The 18,759-nt window shown below is 57.5% G+C and carries 8 protein-coding genes and 3 pseudogenes; 6 read left to right on the forward strand and 5 right to left on the reverse strand.

The window, feature by feature from the left end:
- Nucleotides 1-510 precede the first annotated feature (510 nt).
- The 3 genes from ectB to ABIC03_RS37530 form a co-directional block, all read right to left on the reverse strand.
- The gene (ectB, locus tag ABIC03_RS37520) at nt 511-1,773 is read right to left on the reverse strand and encodes a diaminobutyrate--2-oxoglutarate transaminase (RefSeq protein ID WP_354065793.1); all 1,263 of its coding nucleotides are present in this window, start codon (nt 1,771-1,773) and stop codon (nt 511-513) included.
- Nucleotides 1,774-2,786: 1,013 nt separating this feature from the next.
- Nucleotides 2,787-3,107, reverse strand: a complete 321-nt coding sequence (locus ABIC03_RS37525; protein WP_502917360.1) for a response regulator transcription factor — start codon at nt 3,105-3,107, stop codon at nt 2,787-2,789.
- Nucleotides 3,108-3,266: 159 nt separating this feature from the next.
- Entirely contained in the window at nt 3,267-3,950 is a 684-nt protein-coding gene (locus tag ABIC03_RS37530; RefSeq protein ID WP_354065735.1) for a response regulator transcription factor, read from the reverse strand.
- Nucleotides 3,951-5,197: 1,247 nt separating this feature from the next.
- Here ABIC03_RS37530 and ABIC03_RS37535 point away from each other — a divergent pair.
- Together ABIC03_RS37535 and ABIC03_RS37540 are read left to right on the forward strand one after the other, a co-directional pair.
- Nucleotides 5,198-5,524 (forward strand): hypothetical protein, encoded by a 327-nt coding sequence (locus ABIC03_RS37535; RefSeq protein ID WP_354065737.1) that lies wholly within the window; start codon nt 5,198-5,200, stop codon nt 5,522-5,524.
- 437 nt (nt 5,525-5,961) lie between these two features.
- Nucleotides 5,962-11,532 (forward strand): trifunctional serine/threonine-protein kinase/ATP-binding protein/sensor histidine kinase, encoded by a 5,571-nt coding sequence (locus ABIC03_RS37540; RefSeq protein ID WP_354065739.1) that lies wholly within the window; start codon nt 5,962-5,964, stop codon nt 11,530-11,532.
- Nucleotides 11,533-11,828: 296 nt separating this feature from the next.
- Here ABIC03_RS37540 and ABIC03_RS37545 read toward each other — a convergent pair whose 3' ends face one another.
- A complete protein-coding gene (locus ABIC03_RS37545) occupies nt 11,829-12,239 on the reverse strand; it encodes a hypothetical protein (RefSeq protein WP_354065741.1) in 411 nt (136 codons plus the stop codon).
- 142 nt (nt 12,240-12,381) lie between these two features.
- Nucleotides 12,382-13,007, reverse strand: a pseudogene (locus tag ABIC03_RS37550) (FMN-binding negative transcriptional regulator).
- Between the two features lie 404 nt (nt 13,008-13,411).
- Between ABIC03_RS37550 and ABIC03_RS37555 the strand changes: the two are divergent.
- The 4 genes and pseudogenes from ABIC03_RS37555 to ABIC03_RS37570 form a co-directional block, all read left to right on the forward strand.
- On the forward strand, nt 13,412-14,677 hold the full coding sequence (locus tag ABIC03_RS37555; protein WP_354065743.1) for a pectate lyase family protein: 1,266 nt from the start codon (nt 13,412-13,414) through the stop codon (nt 14,675-14,677).
- Nucleotides 14,678-16,648: 1,971 nt separating this feature from the next.
- Nucleotides 16,649-17,338, forward strand: coding sequence for a response regulator transcription factor (locus ABIC03_RS37560; protein ID WP_354065745.1), 690 nt, complete (start codon nt 16,649-16,651; stop codon nt 17,336-17,338).
- A 27-nt stretch (nt 17,339-17,365) separates the two neighbouring features.
- A pseudogene (locus tag ABIC03_RS37565) lies at nt 17,366-17,860 on the forward strand (pilus assembly protein N-terminal domain-containing protein); the annotation flags it as partial.
- Nucleotides 17,857-18,629: pseudogene (locus tag ABIC03_RS37570) on the forward strand (T3SS effector XopP-like protein); the annotation flags it as partial. The pseudogenes ABIC03_RS37565 and ABIC03_RS37570, both read left to right, overlap by 4 nt.
- Nucleotides 18,630-18,759 lie beyond the last annotated feature (130 nt).

Consider the following 18,759-nt stretch of genomic DNA (forward strand, 5'->3'; position numbering starts at 1 on the left):
ACGCCAACATTGGGGTTACAGCAGCGTGCTGCGGCGCACGCCGATAAGTGCTCTGCAGTTCTGGAGCAAAAGCCGAGGACCGACCTTTCTGATTGGGAGGCTTGTTCGGTATCGTGTAACTGACGCCGTCAACCGCGCTGCCTTGATGACTTTCGTCGCGCCATCTGTTAGTGCAGCTCGTGGCTTGCTGCGCTGTGCATCCGCGAGGGCCTTAGTTGGATTGTACTCGCAGGACGACTGATAGCGAACCAGCTCGACCAGAGTCGCTCGCGATTACGAGGTGCTATGGTCAAAGGTGCTGCTCGCACCCAGTGTTGTGGACCAAGGAGGGCAGCAGGCGTTCTTCGCGCATCAGCCGACTCGGCGGATCACAGACAGCATTGGCGTTCAGGCGCCGCCTCCATAATCATGGCTCAAAAATTCTTAACGCTTCGGCGACAAGTAGGGGCTCGCACCAGTGACTTGTGCGGCGATGCTGTCGCGCAACAGTTTCTCTCGTGTGCCTACAAATTAGCTTCCTCGGGCCGAATTCAACGTTTCGGTCAACGACTCCTCGAATATGTCTAGGCCTTGTCCCAACGTTTCTTGGTCGATCGTAAGTGCGGGCAAGAACTTCACAACTTGATCCGTCGGTCCACATCGCTCGATAATCAAGCCCTTCTCAAACGCTTTACGTGACGTCGCCTCTGCGGTCTCGGTCGTTTTGCAATCGAAGCCGCATACCATGCCCCGTCCACGAACAGCGAACTTGTTGCCGTGCTGATGCGCGATAGCATCGAGTCGACGCCGCATAAATGCGCCCAAGCGTTGGACCTGTTGCGAGAACGTCTGGTTACGCCAATACAGAGTCAAAGCCGCTTTGCCAGAAACGAGTGCTAGATTGTTTCCTCGAAACGTTCCCGTGTGCTCGCCTGGTTCCCATGCGTCGATCGCTTCTTTGATCAAGAGCATCGACAAAGGCAAGCCGTACCCACTCAGCGATTTCGACATCACAACAATGTCTGGCGACAAGGCGGCGAACTCGAAACTGAAAAACTCGCCTGTGCGACCACAGCCCATTTGGATATCGTCAACTATGAAAATAGCTCCGACCTCTTTTGCCAAAGCCTGAATTGACTGCAGCCATTCCTTACCGGCGACGTTAATGCCTCCCTCTCCTTGCACGGTTTCGACGAGAATGGCGGCGGGAAGGTCAATACCACTGCTCTCGTCCATTAATACCTTTCGCACGTAATCCGCCGGACTGTCAGCGGAGCCAAGATACCCATCATACGGCATGAAAGTTGTGCCGGATAAGGGAATGCTGCTGGCTTTGCGGTAAACGCGGTTACCGCTCGCAGCTAGGGCTCCCAAGCTTTGGCCGTGATATCCATTCGTGAAAGAAATGACGTTGTGACGCCCTGTGATCTTACGCGAGAGCTTTAGCGCTGCTTCAACGGCGTTAGCTCCCGTAGGCCCCGTAAATTGAAAGCGGTAGGAAAGATTCCGTTCACGAAGGATGACAGAGCTAAACGTCTCCATGAATTCGACCTTTGCTGGAGTGGCCATGTCCAAGCCGTGGACGACGCCGTCCGACTCCAAATACTTGCTGATTGCTGCTTTGATCTCCTGATTGTTGTGGCCATAGTTTAGCGCTCCAGCGCCAGACAGAAAGTCAATGACCTTTCGGCCACCCTCGGTGAACATAATGGAGCCGCGCGCCCGACTGAAGACAGCAGGAAAGGAACGTGAGTACGAGCGCACATTCGACTCCAGCGTTTCGACTGTTTTCATTCTGCGCGGCCCGTGTTCTCCAACCATGTGATCGTCTCCTCGACAAGAAAATCTGCCCGACGGATAAGCGCGGCCAACATCATACGAGATAGGCAAACGGTGAAGGCGCGGGTTGCACGCCTCTCGACGTCCTTTGGGCCGTCGCGTAGCGCGTCTGAAAATCAGCTCCAGCGATTTACCTGAGAATCATGCGGAACAAAGCTACTATGTCTAGTAGTGTCGTCCACATCTAGCGAACGCCATTTGCTAAAGTCGTCTTTCGCGGACAGGATTGCTCAGCCGCGCGCGAGGAGTTCGCGCCTGCCGTGCGGCCAGCTTGCGTCAGAACAATTTCTGTGATGGAGAACGAATGTCATAACTTTCATCGTGACCCAAAAGGGTCCGATGCGCTTCGGTCGGTAGCAAAGGCATGGCTTGAGATCGCATCGACCAGCGGCATTAGTGTTACGGCTGCAACGGATGCGTAAGTTTTTCGGGTGCTTCTGCCCGCCGAAAGGATGCTGGGACGGAAGCACGAATCTCGGGGTGCAAACTGTGGATCTTTCGGAAGCTCCACATGGCCTGCAGCCTTTTGTGAATGCAGCAATCGTCTTGAAAGGCTGCGTGATTTCGCTGTGATTGGCATGTCATCCTCCCACAGACTCCGGCGCCGGACTTTCTCTGGAGCACTCGCAGCAGCGTCGGGTAAACCCTTTTCGGCGAGGTCCTGCCTGGCAAGCCGCTGCCGCGGTGCTTTCGACCTAGGCTCATCGTCGTAGGTGCGCACCTTCGTTAGGGCGAGGAGAGCCTCGCCTCGTCTGATGACGCGATCATACCAGTGGCGTTTTTGTCAGGAGCCCCACGCTGCAAGTGCTTCGATGAGAGGCCGAAGGGACAACAACAGCGACAAAAATACGGCAAGATGGAAAGGCGATGGTCGCCACCAGCACGAGGTAAGCACTGGCGGCCGCACATTGATCGGCATCGTAAGCGCCGCGCCGGCGCGGTTGGGTCGAGACGGCTTCCCCATGTTTTCACGCGTCCGTTCCGCCACGATGCTCGCGCAGCGCTTCATCGAGGCAGGCTATCAACTCCATACCGGCAAAGGGTTTGGCGAAAAAGCCAGTTACACCGGCGCTCAACGCGCGGGCTCGCGTGCGATCATCCGCGAAGGCAGTAATCAAGATGAATGGCGCGGCTTGACCCTGGGCCCGCATCTTTTGCAAAAGTTCAAAGCCGCTCATCGTGGGCATCTGCAGGTCTGCAATGACACAGGACGTGTCCTTTAATTGAGACGACCGCAAGAAGTCCTCAGCCGACGCAAACGTATGAACGACGTGGCCGTGCGATTTCAAAAGGTTGTTCAGTGCGGCACGAATCGAAGGATCGTCGTCGACAACGGTAACAGTTGAATACCTGGACAAGACAACCCGTTCTAATTGGGCGAAGGCGGTGGCAGAAGCATGACGGCCAGCTGAAGGGTGCGCGTGTTCGATGAAATTGTAAAATCATACTTAGGTTTGTGCCCTGAAACGGTCGGACCCAATTCCCAGCCTCTCACTCATCCTGATCAAATCGGCTAGCGATCGAGCACCCATCTTCTTCATCACGTGGCCGCGATAGATTTTTACTGTAATCTCGGCGAGTCCGAGTTCCGCGGCTACCTGTTTGTTCAACAGGCCGGCGGCGACCAGTTTCAAGACATCCTGCTCTCGTGGGCTTAGGGCCTCAAACAAGGACTGCAGCCTCCCGACCACCTTGTCTGCACCCCGCCTCTTCCGATCCTGTTCGATAGCTGCGACTACGCCATCGAGCAGTTCCTGATCGCGAAACGGCTTGCTGAGAAAATCGATTGCTCCACTCTTCATGGCTTTGACGGTCATCGGAATATCGCCATGAGCGGTGATGAAAATGACGGGAATGTGAATCTTCAGTTTGGCTAATTCACTCTGGAGCTCAAGCCCGCTCGATCCTGGCAGCCTGATGTCAAGCACGAGGCAGCTAGGAACATCAGGAAGTTCGCTCTGGAGCAGTTCCTGGGCCGATCCGTAAGCAACGACATCTAGACCGATCGAACGAAATAGGTTGACCAGGGATTCGCGCATTGAGAGGTCATCGTCGACGACGAGGACGCTCGGCCTCACCTCCGGCCCTTCGACATTTGCCGCTTCCTTCCGCGGTTCAGAGCGCTTGGTCACGATAGGAGCCTCACTCGTACGATTTACAGTAGAATTGTCGCGCAACAACGACCTTTGATTGAGATATGCAGCCTTTCGTGCAGGCGAATCTTTGAGATTTTCCAGGTGCGTGACTGGTTAGCCATTCGCACCAGCGTGACCCATTACAGGAAAGTCTAGCAAAAACCGCTCGAGTGGTCGAGAACTGCCTTTCGCGTCTATCCGCCGTCGCGTTGGACCGGCCCCGCGGCATCGATCAAATCGATGAACACCCGGTCAAGAATCACCGAATCCAGGACTTAAGGCGCTTGCTTTAGCACGGCGGCGCGTGTCGCCTGGCCTTCGCGAGTGGGGCTGCAGCGGACGACTCATTTTGCGGCTGAAGGATCAGAATGCCCGGCGCCTTGGTAGTTGAACGCGGGGGCGCGAGCTGAGCGAATTGGGTCGATTGTGCCTGTGCGTGCGCCGATCCCGCCGACGTTGCGATCGGCAACCGGCGTAGAGTATCGCACCCGTACTAAGGACAATAGAAACCAGGGCGAGTAGCAGCGGCATCAGCACATGAACTCTTCTTCTCCGTCGTCAGAGCGCCTGGGAGTTGCGTCTTTGGGAGCTTGGGGAATGCACCTTGCATCGACTTCGTACAACCTGACGCAAGGTGCGATTCAAGTCCTTTCCGACATGATGTTTGTAGGAAATATGCTCGAACTCGAGCTGCTGCAGGGACGCTCACGTTCGTTCGTCTCGTTGCTTCCTTCACCAGGCGCGCCTCCAAGATCAGGCGGCGTAATACTCCATTCGGTGTCCGGCTGTGGACCAGTGCGGCGAAAGGCAGCTGCATTGCTCTGCTGCATCAGCCAAACAACCGTTGATCCAGTGACAGAATCATTCTCCTAAGAATTGGCGGACAGCAGGGGTCCGTGTCGGGCAGCCTGGAGATCGGCTCTTTGACCTACATAGGAACGACAAAACGCGGCCCGAGCGGTCAACCTGAAGCTATTGTCAAACCTACTAGCTCATCGATCCGCTAGGCAGGGTATATAAAGGCGGCCCGACGCGCTCCGTCGAGAAGAAAGTGCGTCGGGTTCGCCCCGCATCGCCAGTACATCCGTGGTGATGCTGCCACCAATGAAGCAACCAGCGTGGCAAAACTGAGGCTCGCTTAGCAAGCTAGAATAGGTCGTGACTTCCTGCGCCTTCGTACCGGTCAGGAAGGGCTTGAATCGTTCGTAGCATCACGTTGGACGATGCCGGTGTAGATCTATCGATTGGCAAAGTCCGATCGGGCAAAGTTCTGGTTGGCAAAGACTTGGATAAATGTTGTCACAGTGCGCGTGGCGAGAAGAAGGCGTTCCGCTGTTCTTCATTTAATTGCCTTTTCCTTCACCGGTTTTGGGGTAGCTCACGCCTCGCTTGAACAGCGGTTAACCAGCATGAACTTTCTCGGATCTATCGAAATCGCCTGTCCGGCAATCGCCCTCCTGAGAACCGCAGCGAGCGGCATTCCGATCGGTGAGAGCCTGTACGGGCGCTTTGTGGGCATCACGAGCGCCTTTGTCGCGGATCAGTTGCTCGAGCAATGGGAGCAGGAATAAAGAGGATAGTTTTGCCGCGGTTTCGTTCACGGTGGCTCGCAGATCTGCCCTTGATGCTGTGGTTCGGAGTCGATGACTGTGTGGCGCCTTCCAACAACGGAGCCAGGAGTGAATGTCGAAGAAAACAGCACCGCGCATGTCGGCGGGATTTCTAGCCTGAGCGCGGTTGCGGCGCTCAGGCCGTTGCAGCCGTCAGAAGCCGGCGTCCAATGGCCTCGCGCGTTGCGCCGATCATGGGCAAACCGATCAGCTTTCAGACGTCATTGCCTGCTTGAGCAGTAGCAGCGATCTGGGGTCATTCTGAACGACTGGAAGTGGGCCGCTGGTCGGGTAATGTGGCGGCCTTGATCGGTACTCGCGCCCTTTGCGAAGTCCCTTCACAAGCTCGCCCGATATGTGTCAGATTTTGGCTCAATCCTTATTGACTGGGCGGGCAAATGCCGCGGGACCCCCTCAGCCGAACTCTGTTCGGCTCAAATGTCGACAATGACATCCAGGACATCCAGCCCCTGTGGGAGGACGGTGATCGCGCGTTCTGCCGCGCGTGGCGCCGGCAAACCCACGGCAGCAGTGCTGTCGTGCTTGTTGTGCGGCCCATCGCGGAACACCCAGCGACGCTTGACCGCCTCGCCCATGAGTCTGAGCTGAGGGAGGAGCTAGACGAGGCATGGGCAGTGCGGCCGTTGGAACTTATCCGGGAAGCTGGTCGGACTATGCTGGTCCTGGAGGATCCGTGCGGCGAGCCACTGCTAAATTTACTCGGGATCCGTATGGAGCCCAAGCCGTTCCTGCGCCTCGCTGTTGGTATCACGAGGGCCGTGGGCAAACTTCACCGGAGCGGCTTGGTCCATAAGGACCTGAAACCCGCTCACATTCTGGTCAATTGTCCTGACGAACAGGTGCGACTCACTGGGTTTGGTCTGGCTTCCCGACTTTCCCGCGAGCGCGTGCCGCCTGAGCCTGCCGAGTTCATCGCGGGCTCGCTGCCCTACATGGCGCCTGAACAGACCGGACGAATGAATCGCTCAGTCGACTGTCGCAGTGATCTCTATTCACTTGGCGTGACATTCTATCAGATGCTGACCGGCGCGCTGCCGTTCACGGGCTCAGATCCCTTGGAGTGGATCCATTGTCATATTGCAAGAAAAGCAACCCCGCCTGTCGAGAAATCGCAAAACCTCCCGGAGCCAATCTCTCAGATTGTGATGAAACTCCTCGCGAAGACCGCCGAGGAACGCTACCAGACTGCCGCTGGCCTTGAGCACGATCTGCAACACTGTCTGGCAGCATGGGCCAACCACGGTCGCATCGACACATTTGAGCTCGGCGCAGACGACACACCTGATCGGTTGCTCATCCCCGAGAAGCTCTATGGCAGAGCCCGCGAGATCGAGACCTTACTTGGTTCTTTCGATCGCGCGGTGAAAAGCGGCGCGCCGGGGTTGATGCTGGTTGCCGGCTACTCCGGCATTGGTAAGTCCTCGCTTGTCCAGGAGCTACACAAAGTACTCGTGCCCTCGCACGGACTGTTGGCATCAGGCAAATTCGAGCAACTGAAGCGCGATGTTCCCTATGCGACATTAGCACAGACCTTTCAGAGTCTTGTGCGTCCTCTTCTCAGCAAAAGTGAGCGCGAACTCGCTACCTGGCGGCAAGCGCTCCGGGAGGCGCTCGGCGCGAATGGACAGCTGATGGTCGAATTGATCCCCGATCTGAGCCTGATCATTGGCGAGCAGCCCGCGCCTGCTGAGCTTCCACCTCGGCAAGCGCAAAATCGTTTCCAGCTCGTGCTTCGCCGCTTTATCGGTGTGTTCGCCCGGCGAACCCATCCATTGGTGCTCTTCCTCGACGATTTGCAGTGGCACGATGCCGCAACGCTCGACCTGATCGAGGATCTCTTGACTCAGTCGGACCTGCACCTGCTGGTCATTGGAGCTTACCGCAGCAACGAAGTTGATGCAGGCCATCCACTGAAACGCAAGCTCGAGTCCATTAGGGGAGCCGACGTAAATCTAGAGGAGATAACGCTTTCGCCGCTCACTGGAGGCGATGTCGCGCAGTTGGTCGCAGATACCCTTCGCTGCGGACCAAAACGCGCTGCCCCGCTTGCAAAATTGGTGCATCAAAAGACGATGGGCAATCCGTTCTTCGCCATTCAATTCTTATCTGAACTGGCCGACGAGCAATTGTTGACGTTCGATCACGAGCCGGCCCGCTGGCGTTGGGATCTCGAGCGCATTCACGCAAAAGCGTACACCGAGAACGTCGTGGAGCTGATGCTCGGCAAGCTCATCCGGCTGCCCGACGAAACGCAGGACGCGCTGCAACAGCTTGCCTGTTTCGGCAACATCGCCGGGACGGCGGAGCTTGCGATCGTGCTCGAAACCTCACACGAGCAGGTGCATGCGAGGCTGTGGCCGGCGATCCGGCAGGAACTGATCGCGCGCCAAGGACCAGCCTACCGCTTCGTCCACGATCGCGTTCAAGAGGCGGCTTACTTGCTGGTGCCGGAATCCTCGCGCGCTCCTGCCCATTTGCGGATCGGTCGAATGCTTGCGGCACATGTCCCTGCGCACAAACGTGAAGAGGCTATCTTCGATGTTGTCAGTCAACTCAATCGAGGTGTCGCGCTAATCGCCTCCGGTCAGGAGCGAGAGCAGCTCGCGGAGTTGAATTTAACCGCAGGGCAGCGTGCCAGGGCATCGGCGGCCTACGCCTCGGCACTCACATATTTCACCGTCGGTGCTGCGCTGCTCGCGCAGGATTCGTGGCAAAGGCGCCACGAACTCACGTTCGCACTGGAGACCAGTCGGGCCGAATGCGAATTCTTGGTAGGCCGGCTGAACATTGCAGAGAGCCTCCTCTCCGCGCTATCGAAGCGCGCTTTGAACGTGCCCCAGCGATCAACGGTCGCATGTTTGCAGGTCGATCTTTACTTGACGCTCGGTCAGCACGGCCGGGCAGTGGCCGTGGGTCTCGAATATCTTCACGACGTCGGGGTCGAGTGGCCGCAGCATCCGACGGACCAGGAAACACTAGCCGAATATCGGCGGATGTGGTCACAGCTGCCGGACGCGATCGAGGAGCTTGCTGGTTTGCCTGGAATGACAGATCAGACCACGCTTGCCACGCTTGCCGTCTTGACGCGGATTCTTCCGGCCGCAGGATTCACAGACGTGAATTTATCCGCTTTGGTTATCTGCAGAGCCGTCAGCCTCAGCCTCGAATACGGCAATACTGATGCTTCTTGCACCCACTACGCATGGCTGGGCCGAATCTCGGCCGGCCGCTTCGGTGACTACCAAGCGGCGGATAAATTTGGTCGACTTGCGTGCGATCTCGTTGATCGCGGTGAGTTCTCTCGTTTTCGGGCTCCGGTCTATTTGGCCATCGGAGGCAACGTGATCCCGTGGACGAAGCCCCTAAGGGACGGACGAGTTTTGATCCGGCGAGCGCTCGAAGCTGCGGTCAGCATCGGCGATGTCCTCTATGAGGCGTACAGCTTGCTTCATCTAACCTCAAATATGCTGATGGCGGGAGATCCCCTGAAAGACGTGCAGAGCGAGATAGAGAAAAACCTTGCTACGATACGGAACCGAAAGGTCCAGTTTGCTACTGATGCCATGACTGCACAGCTCGCAATTATTAGAACCATGCGCGGCCTCACGCGCTCATTCGGTTCCTTCGACGACCAGCAATTTGACGAGCTGGACATCGAGCGATCATTTGAACACAGTCCGGAGCTGTCACCTAGCGAAACCGTCTACTGGATCCGCAAACTTCAGGCGCGGTTTCTAGCCGGCGATTATGCTGCGGCTATTGGTGCTCGCTCGAAGGCAGAGCCCCGATTGTGGACCATGCCAACAGAGTCCTTGATCGCGGAGTTTCACTTCTATGGTGCGTTGTCTCACTCGTGTCACTGCGACAGGCTAGGTGAAAGCGAACAACAGCAACATCGAGATATAATTGATGCCCATCACAGACAGCTGCAGATATGGGGCACGAATTGCCCCGAAAACTTTGACAATCGCGCTTCCTTGGTCGGGGCTGAAATTGCGAGGCTGGAATGCCGGGATGCAGACGCAATGCGACTGTACGAACACTCAATCGAGACCGCAGGACGTAACGGTTTCCCCCACCACGAGGGGATCGCCTGTGAACTTGCAGCGCGCTTTTATGCTGCGCGCGGTTTTGAAAGGATCTCCCGGGTCTACCTGCAGGAAGCGCGGCGCGGCTACCTTCGTTGGGGAGCAGATGGTAAGGTGCGTCAACTCGACGAGCTGAATCCCCATTTCAGCCATGAGGAGACCACTATTGCCGGGAATGGCATGAGGATCGGAGCTCCGGTTGAGCAGCTTGATCTCGCGACCGTGACAAAGGTGTCGCAGGCGATTTCCGGCGAGATTGTGCTTCCAAAACTAATCGACATGCTTATGCGGACTGCGATTGAGCAGGCCGGCGCCGAACGAGGTTTGTTGATTCTCCTGGATGGAGACGAGCCACGGATCGAGGCGGAAGTCAGAACGGTAGCGGATGCGCTGCTTGTAAAGGTGGATGAACAGCCCGTGACTCCGATGGCTCTTCCCGAGTCCGTGCTGCATTTCGTCCTGCGTGTCCGCGAAAACGTCATTCTCGAAGATGCTGCCGCCCAGCCTTCATTTGCGGAAGATCCGTATATCAGCGAGCGCAAAGCGCGTTCTATTCTTTGCCTGCCACTGATTACGCAGGGCAAGCTGATCGGCGCTCTTTATCTGGAGAATAATCTCGCCCCGCGCATATTCTCAGCTGGCGGCAACTCCGTCCTGAAAATGCTTGCCTCTCAAGCTGCAACAGCGCTAGAAAACAGCCGGTTGTACAGCGAAGTGCAGCAACGGGAGGCGAAAATCAGGCGCTTACTCGACGCTAACATCATCGGAATCTTTATCATCCGCAAAGGGGGCGAGATCATCGAGGCAAATCGAGCCTTCCTCACGATGGTTGGATACGACCAAGAGGATCTTCTCGCAGGGCGAGTGAACGGTCTCGACCTGACGCCTCCAGAATGGTACGAGCGCACAATGGATGCTCGGACAGAAGCAAAACGGACCGGAGCTGTTCAGCAGTTCGAGAAAGAGTATGTTCGGAAGGATGGCAGCCGCGTGCCGGTGCTACTCGGCCTCGCCGTATTCGATGAGCGACAGGACCAAGGTGTTGGCTTCGTCCTCGACCTGACAGAGCGAAAGAGAGTGGAAGCGGAAGCCCGTGAAAGCGAACGACGTTATCGCGAAACTCTGATGGGCCTTGCACACGCCAATCGGGTCACGACAATGGGACAGCTGGCCGCCTCGATCGCCCATGAGGTGAACCAGCCGATTGCGGCGATCAGCAGCAATGCGGGGGCAGGGCTAAATTGGCTCGGTGCTCAACCCCCAAACCTGGAAGAAGTTCGGCAGACCTTCGGCTTGATTGTCCGTGACAGTATGCGCGCGGGGAACGTGATCCGCCGGATCCGCGCTCTTATGAATAAGGCTCCGATACAAACGGAGCTTCTTGCAATTGACGAAGTGATCTTAGAGGTGCTGTCCTTAGTTGGCGCGGAACTCGCAAAACATGATGTGTGGGTGCGAACCCGACGGACTGAGGCGTTGCCGCTCGTTCGAGCAGATCGCGTTCAGCTGCGGCAGGTGATTCTCAATCTGATCACGAACGCCATCGAGGCAATGAGCGAGATCAACGAAGGCGAGCGCGAATTACTGATCGCTACGCGGACTGATGGCGCGAATAATGTATTGGTCGCTTTTCGGGATACGGGTCCAGGACTCGATCCAAACAGCGCAGACCGCGTGTTCGAGGCGTTTTACACCACGAAATCCGAAGGCATGGGCATGGGGCTGGCCATTTGCCATTCTATTATTGAAGCGCACGGGGGGCGAATGTGGGCGGGCGCCAATGATCCTCGCGGAGCCGTCTTTCAGTTCAGCATGCCCGTTGCGCCGGAGGGCGTGGATCGGGCGGAACAGGTCACTTGAGGTCTTAGGTCGAGTGCGGCGTCGAGCAGGGGTGCTCCGGGAACCCCGATCATCATGACAGAAGTAAGCTGTGCGACGTTGACAACTTGAGACATTCGCGTTTCTTGCTGCCCGTCGTGAGTGTTGGCGCGACCGCAGATTGTCGCGAACTGTCAGAAAATCTGCAATCCGACCGCAATGTCAGATTCCAGACGCTCGCTGGCTCTTTGCAAATCTTTCTAGAGAATTGCGAGCCATCAAGCTCAATCAGACGAAACCTGCAGACGCAGTGTTCGAGATGCGACGGCAATTGTCATTCAAAGCACCTTTGTTTGAGTCGGAAGGGCGATATCAATACGGAAAGTAGTTTTAGTTGCATACAACCCTCGCCTGAGGTTGAGCAGAGCTTCGGGGGCGCCGATCAGGTTAACCCAATCGCAAGAGTCAGTGTTGAAAGGTTGGGAAGAGGGTGCTTTGACAATAAAGAGCCGGCGCCGCGCTCGTAAATCCGATCTCAATGCAAAGCATTGCTGCAATGCGCTGCGAATCATCCCATGGGCTGGGACCGGTGCATCGTTTTTCTTCTCCGCAGTTGGCCTCGTGGCCTGGGCGCCACGGCGGCCGCTCGCGATAGACGGCGCGCGTTCGATGGCATCATGCACTAAACCCCCGCCGCCAGCACGTCGTTGTGCAGACGCAGAGCAGTCGAGCAAGTCGAGAAAATCCACGTGGCACTGGATCGTTTACAATAAGCCGTTCGGGTTCGTCATCCTTTCGGAATGAGGTGAGCCGCACGACGCTCTTCGTCACGGTCGCTGTTGGATAAGCCCTCGATGACGCTGGCGCGATCCGCCGTATTGCGGTTCTGGCTCATCTTCCGCGTGCCATCGAGCCGTACAATTTGCAATCGCAAAAAGACAACCCCCTTGAGCTCCGCTTGATGAAATAGGCACGGCCGTCGGAGACCGCCCGATGGTCTTTGCCCGAGCGCTCCTGCATATCGGTCAGCGGCGTGACGACCTCCCTCAACCGATCGGCATCATCGAAGAACTCAACTGGACCGTAGGCATGCACTGCGACATAGTTCCACGTCGGTACGGCTCGCCTGTGTCGTGCTTGATCAGGTACCAGGAGGGGCTGATATAGGCCTGCGCCCCAGCGAAAATCGCCATGGCCTCGCCAGTCGGCGTCAGCTTCCGCTGCGGATTCGAACGCGCCAGGCGCGCGTAAATGGTGCCCATGGAGCCTTCGCTCTCGTCGAGTACTACAGGCAGCATCGCTCCAATAAGCCCTTCGTGAAGGGCGGTAATCAGTGTCGCTGACCTTGCCTCGCGCATTTTCCGATGAAGGTCGGCCATGTCGACGACTCGGAAGGCGGGCGGCGTGTACATGGGCGAAGCTCCCCGGCAGCCCGACCGACAGCCGGGCGACTCTTGATTTGAACTGGGGCGCGCCTCAAGCTGGATCACAGAAAGAGCCAATCTGGGTAGTTTCATTTCTCCTCGCGCGCTGGCGCTGAGGGCAGCTAACCTATGATGTGTCAAAGGGGAGATCGAAGAGCGTGTTTGCAAGCTGGTCCAGCCGTCGTCTTCGAGCCGCTCGCGTTACGGCCAGCCGTGGGATAGCATCTTGCTTTCATTCTGACCGAGCTCTCGAAGCATCGACCGCTGCTTTTATCGGCCGTGAGTGGGCTCAATGGCTACCGAGATCCGTCGCAGTTGGTACGGAGCCTGCGGCTGCACACTTCGGCTGTTGTTTCGCATGGTTCCAATATTCCTTCCTGCCTTATTGAGGCCGATGTGATGGCGTTAACGCCCCATGCTGATGCCCATTCCAGTTCAGCATTTCAGCTCGAAAGTTCAGTTTCTCGTGCGGATTTTCCGGGTAGCAAAGAGAGCATATGTCTACGAAAGACACGATGGAGCACATCAAGCCTTTGTTGCGCGTGCTCGGCGGACTTGCTGTCGTCCTCGGCATCTCTTCCGTGCTCGGATCGAACAATGTGCGATCGGAAGCCCTCAAGGGCTTTGGCTCTGCAGCGACGGGCGGCCTTGGAGGCGAGATAGTTCAGGTCAGATCAACCGAAGCTCTGAATCATGAGTTATGTCGTTCGTACAGCTTCGGGCAGTGCAATGACAATAGTCCGCGCGAGATCCAGGTAATCGGAACCATAGACTTTACCGGTACGGAAGGGCGAGGCGAGGGGCAGGGATGCCAATATGGCCGCGCTTGTTCGGCACCTTACAAGCGTGAGTCCCTTCTCCTTATGGATGGCAACGACGCGCATTGCGATGGCAAGGAGAGGACGTTGGTCGGCTTCGACAGGGCCGGCAAGCGCCCGCTGGAAATTGGCTCGAACAAAACAGTGACCGGCGTTGGCCCGAGCGCTACAATCAAAGGGAAGGGGCTGCGCCTGAATGGGGTCAGCAACGTCGTTATTCGCAACCTGACCATCAGTGATGTCAATCAAGGCGTGATATTTGCCGGCGATGCTATTGCAATTGCACGAGCCGACCTGGTTTGGATCGATCACAACCGATTTCATAATATCGGGCGACAGATGATTGCCGGCGGCTTTGGCCCTACGACGAATATTACGATTTCCTGGAACGACTTCGATGGCAGCGATACCTATTCCTCCTATTGTAACGGTGAGCACTATTGGAATCTCCTATTTCTCGGTGTCCCGCAGACGATCACTATCGCAAATAACTATTTCCATGAGATCTCGGGGCGGGCGCCGCACATTGACGGTGCGCACGCCATTATTCATCTCGTTAACAATTATTTCCACAACACGAATGCGCAACAAAGCGGCGGATTCTTCCATGCAGTGGATGCTGGATCATCTGTACAAGCACTGGTCGAGGGTAATTACTTTGACAACATTGAAACACCTATAAAGACAGGGAGTGGACATATCTTTGGTTTGTTAGGCAAAGCCAGCGGGACCATGCAGAACATCTGCCTCACCGTGCTCGGACGCCGGTGCATCGAGAACATCGCCATCCCGGTGCCGCGGTTCAATGGCTTTCGCCTGGATGAAACCGTAGTTCAATCGTTTGGAACAATTCCAAGTTCGTCTATTCTTCTTCCATTTCCAGCGGAGGATGTTCCGGCAGTGATTGCGGCCAGGGCAGGTCCCGGACACCTTGAGAGCCGGTGATGGCTCCTTCGCAGACGCGGCTCGACATTTAGCCGATTGCTGCAAACAGTTGCTGGCGCCCCAAAGTTGCACGAGGACCATATGGCGCCGTTCTGTTCGGGTGCCGAGCGGTACAATTCTTGTCTATTATGCGCCCTAAGCCTTTCGCCCCGACCGGGCGCTCGCCTGAAAGTGTTTTACCTCTGGTGTTTTTGCGGTTGCGGATTGCAAGAGGATCGCAGGTGCCAGTGAATTCCTGGCAAACTGTTCGAATCATCATCGGACCTTCACACAGCTCCGTTTTCCGACTGGCCTGGTGCTTGCTCGAGAGTACCCATAGCGCGATGTGGGCCGCCTTCGAACTGAGTGACATGCGCCCTCGTCCGCTTGAAGAATCCGCAAAGTTTGGAAAAATTCGCAATGAAAGAAACGACTTCGACCGAGCGTCTCATGCCACTGACCGACGTCGTCAAGCGCTTTGCTGCTTGTTTGGGAAAGCTGGTGAAACGACCTCGATCATCGAGCGTGATTCCGCGCGCGGAGGTAGCCGGGCTGATGTATGGCACGCCGATGGAACCTTTCTCGCGGCGTATCCCAAACTTGCGGTGCCCGCACCGGCTCTTCCCAAGGGTAACCCGCGCCATATCCGCGCCCGCGCCCAAGTGCGAGTGATGCGTGGAACTTGCAGACGGAAGCGTGCCGTACGACCTCCGAGAGTCGCGGAGTACGCTTTGAGGATGTCACGCTAAACACGATGGAATCTGTTTCTACACGGCTGGTGCGTTCAGAGTGCGTTGAGCGAGCCGTCGCATTGAAGAAGCGTATCGCGGACGACGGCTCGCTTGAGGGCTTACGCAAAGCGCCGCGGCATTTGGACAGACGAAATGCTTGTGCATCCGCTGTCAAAGGCACTTGAATCGCCCGTAGCGTCATATTGTAGGGTTTACGACAGTCGCGCGACATAGAACCCCGCTCGCGCGAACACTTCCCGACAGGTAGCACGAATTGCGAACGTCTCGACAGCTCAATGCCCCGCCGCTCTGCCAGGTCACCCTGCTTAGCCACTCCCCGCCCGGGTCTGCACCCGACACGACCTCTCTGCAGAGCCGAGGTCGCAGCGCCGGAGCCGTTGGGGGCGGAGCAGGATCGAGGGCGCGAGAACGACCGTGGTTTTGACCTTGCCCTTTACGCGGAACAAGCGAGTTTCGCTTCCGACGGCTTATCATTCTGGGGCCGCTCATGCCGAGCGATGATTGCGCAAGCTCCTCAACCAGAACCGTGGCGACGGAATGGAGCCCTACTCGCGCGTCGTTCTCAGTTGCACCGTACGGAAGCTGGCGCGCGTTGAACGGCAGAGTCCTCCGCCGCTATCGCGCCTGTCACCGGCTAACAAGGGGTCTTTCTTTGGCTGACGCTGCATTTGACCGTTCCGTCGCGCATCTCGGCCATTGGGAGTCATTGGCCGGATGCCAACCGTGAAAAGTCTTCGAACGCGGGATACTTGCACCGTCGTGATTTAACGTCGGCCTAGCAAGACGGGCCGCGGACCAAGACGACTAGAGGAGTTTCCAAATGCCGATTTCGCTCGTCTGTACGGCCGCAGGTCCAGCCACGGTCTCCTGCGCTCTGCTTTGGATTGCGCCGCCTCGCGCGATCGACGCCGAGCGCGCCGTCGCAGGGCGTGCAAGCACTGCTGTTGTCAGTTCGCAGATGCCTCGGTATCGCGTGGGCGTCGTGGGTTTGATAGGCAGTTTCGGCGCTCTTGCTGACGCCAATGGGATCTTACGCGGCGCGAGCGGCCAGCGGCAGGCCTTTGCTCCTGCCCGTCCGATCCTGCTGGATCCGCAGACGTTGATCGGCGGCCCCCATCATCTGGCCGGCTATTCCCGTCTCTTCACGTTTAGGCCAACGCGAGACCCGCTCACTCCCGTCGAAGCTCATGGTCGAGGGTGACGCGCTCGGGTCTTAGTTTGGATGGGGAGAGGCGGTGCAATGCGTATTCTCCTGGTTGATCATCATGCCGAGTTTGCGCGCGCCATGAAGGAGGCGCTGCTCGATTGCGGCTTCGCCGTAGATGTGACGCGCACGCTGGATGAGGCAGCGGCCGCGCTGGGCTGCGCAAGCTACCACATGCTTCTAATCGAATTGGTTCTGCCGGATGGAGATGGATTGGACTGGCTGAGTCAGTTGCGGCGCGAGGGACGTTCAATTCCGGCCATGATGATGAGCAGTCTCAACGATCTCGCCTTGCGCATTGCGATTTTCAACGCGGGCGCGGATGATTTCCTGCCCAAGCCCGTGTCGATCAAGGAAGTCATTGCTCGCATGCGAGCCATTTTGCGACGGCCAACGCAAATGACTGCGCCGGTCGTGACATTCGGTAATCTGCATTTCGACCCGATCGCAAGGCACGTCTCGGTCGGTGGTCGGATACTGAGGATAGCGCGCCGCGAAGTGTGCATTCTTGAACATCTGCTCAGCCGCGCTGGCCGTACCGTGCCGCGCTCGTTCCTAGAGGACAGCCTCTATGGGTTCGACGACGAGGTCTCGACCAACGCGCTGGAAGTCGGGATCTATCGCTTGCGCGGCCATTTGAGCCAGGCGAATGCGACGATCAGGATAAAAACCGCGCGCGGCGTCGGATACACGCTCGAGCTTATTAGCACAGTATCGGCTGCCTAGCCGATCGAACTTGAAAGAAGCGATCCCTTGAAGATCATTAACAATGCCGTCGGCGCCGATAAGCCGTCGATGGTCACCAGCTTACCCTCGTCTGCCACTCTGCGTCGTGCCAGCCACGTGCTGTGGGCGCTTGCCCTGCTGTTTCCGCTTGCTGCCGCAGCTCAGACGAAGCCAGATGGCAGAGGGAAGCGGCCGCATGCAGCTCGCGGCAGCACCAGCGGTACGCTGGGGCTCTCCTCTTCGCAGGGCGAGATGGTTCATCTGGCCGCGCCAGCGACGAGCATCTTTGTTGCCGACCCGACGATTGCGGATTATCAGGCACCGTCGAACACGACGGTCTTTGCTTGTGGCAAAAACCCGGACGAACCAGTCTGTTCGCCTTGAATGACAAGGGAGGCTCTGGCCGAGCTCCGCGTTGTCGTCATCGAGCCGATCGAGGACCTGCGTGCCATGCTCAGTGCCGAGGTCGGCGACTACCCCATTCAGGTCAGCTACACACCGCGCGGCGCGATCCTTAGCGGTCGCCGCCGTCGATGGAGGCCCTGACGCCACTGCTCAAGCGATTGGACGAGCTTTTGCAATTCGATCTGGGCGGCCAGCAAAGGGCCGCCTCGCAAGCGCGTCAGATAAACCCGAGGACGCCGACCACGTCGTGGACATTGTCGTCGAGCGCCTGCAGACCAGGCCGCCGAGATCGAGGCCTGTGTAGCCGCGCTGGAGGAGCTCGTAGGCGCGGCCTGCTCACGCCTTTGCAACTGCGCGAAGCGCACAACAAAATAGTTCAACTCAAGTCGATGTTGTCCGAGGCCGAGGGGCAGGCAAAGGCTTTGGATGCCCGAGAGGCCACGACCAGAATCGATTGCATGAAGACTTACGCTTTTCCGTCGCAGCAGTACCTTGAACACTTGCGGGGGCGCACGAGTTGGCGCCTTCGGATCTCCCCGCGCGTGTTGAAGGGCGAGCCGGGGGCGCTGTTCGAGATCAAGCTGCAGCCCAAAGCGCTGCGCAATGGTGCAATTCCGAGTCCCATGTATGTGCGTGGCAGTTGACGGCACTGGATGACGATGGCGTTGCCGCTTGCCACGTGAAGTCCAATAAACAGAGCGGCTACAATCGGTACTGGCAGAACGCCCAAGCTGCGAAGGGTCACGAGGAAGTCGTAATCCACCGCGGCAAGCTCAGGCCTGCGTTCAGTGAGTCCTTATTGAACGCCCTTTTCAGTGGCCAACCAGCCTATCCGCTTGCCGAGGCGGAGCAGGGCCCGACGCAGGTCATTCGACATGGGACGTAGTTGTGACTCTCGGTAGAGCTACCGGCGACTTGTCTTGCTGGGCTGGGTACACCCGAGGTACCCCGCGCTGTTCGTACACGAGAGGATATGTCGCGCCCTCGGTGTTGATCAGAAAGACCGGTGCATTGGG

It is taken from the genome of Bradyrhizobium sp. RT6a (assembly GCF_040547675.1).
GTDB lineage: Bacteria > Pseudomonadota > Alphaproteobacteria > Rhizobiales > Xanthobacteraceae > Bradyrhizobium.

Bases quoted from the DNA above. Each gene is read 5' to 3' on its own strand.
- ectB (WP_354065793.1), bottom strand. From the start codon at position 1,773: ATGAAAACAGTCGAAACGCTGGAGTCGAATGTGCGCTCGTACTCACGT.
- ABIC03_RS37540 (WP_354065739.1), top strand. From the start codon at position 5,962: ATGCCGCGGGACCCCCTCAGCCGAACTCTGTTCGGCTCAAATGTCGAC.
- ABIC03_RS37555 (WP_354065743.1), top strand. From the start codon at position 13,412: ATGTCTACGAAAGACACGATGGAGCACATCAAGCCTTTGTTGCGCGTG.
- ABIC03_RS37560 (WP_354065745.1), top strand. From the start codon at position 16,649: ATGCGTATTCTCCTGGTTGATCATCATGCCGAGTTTGCGCGCGCCATG.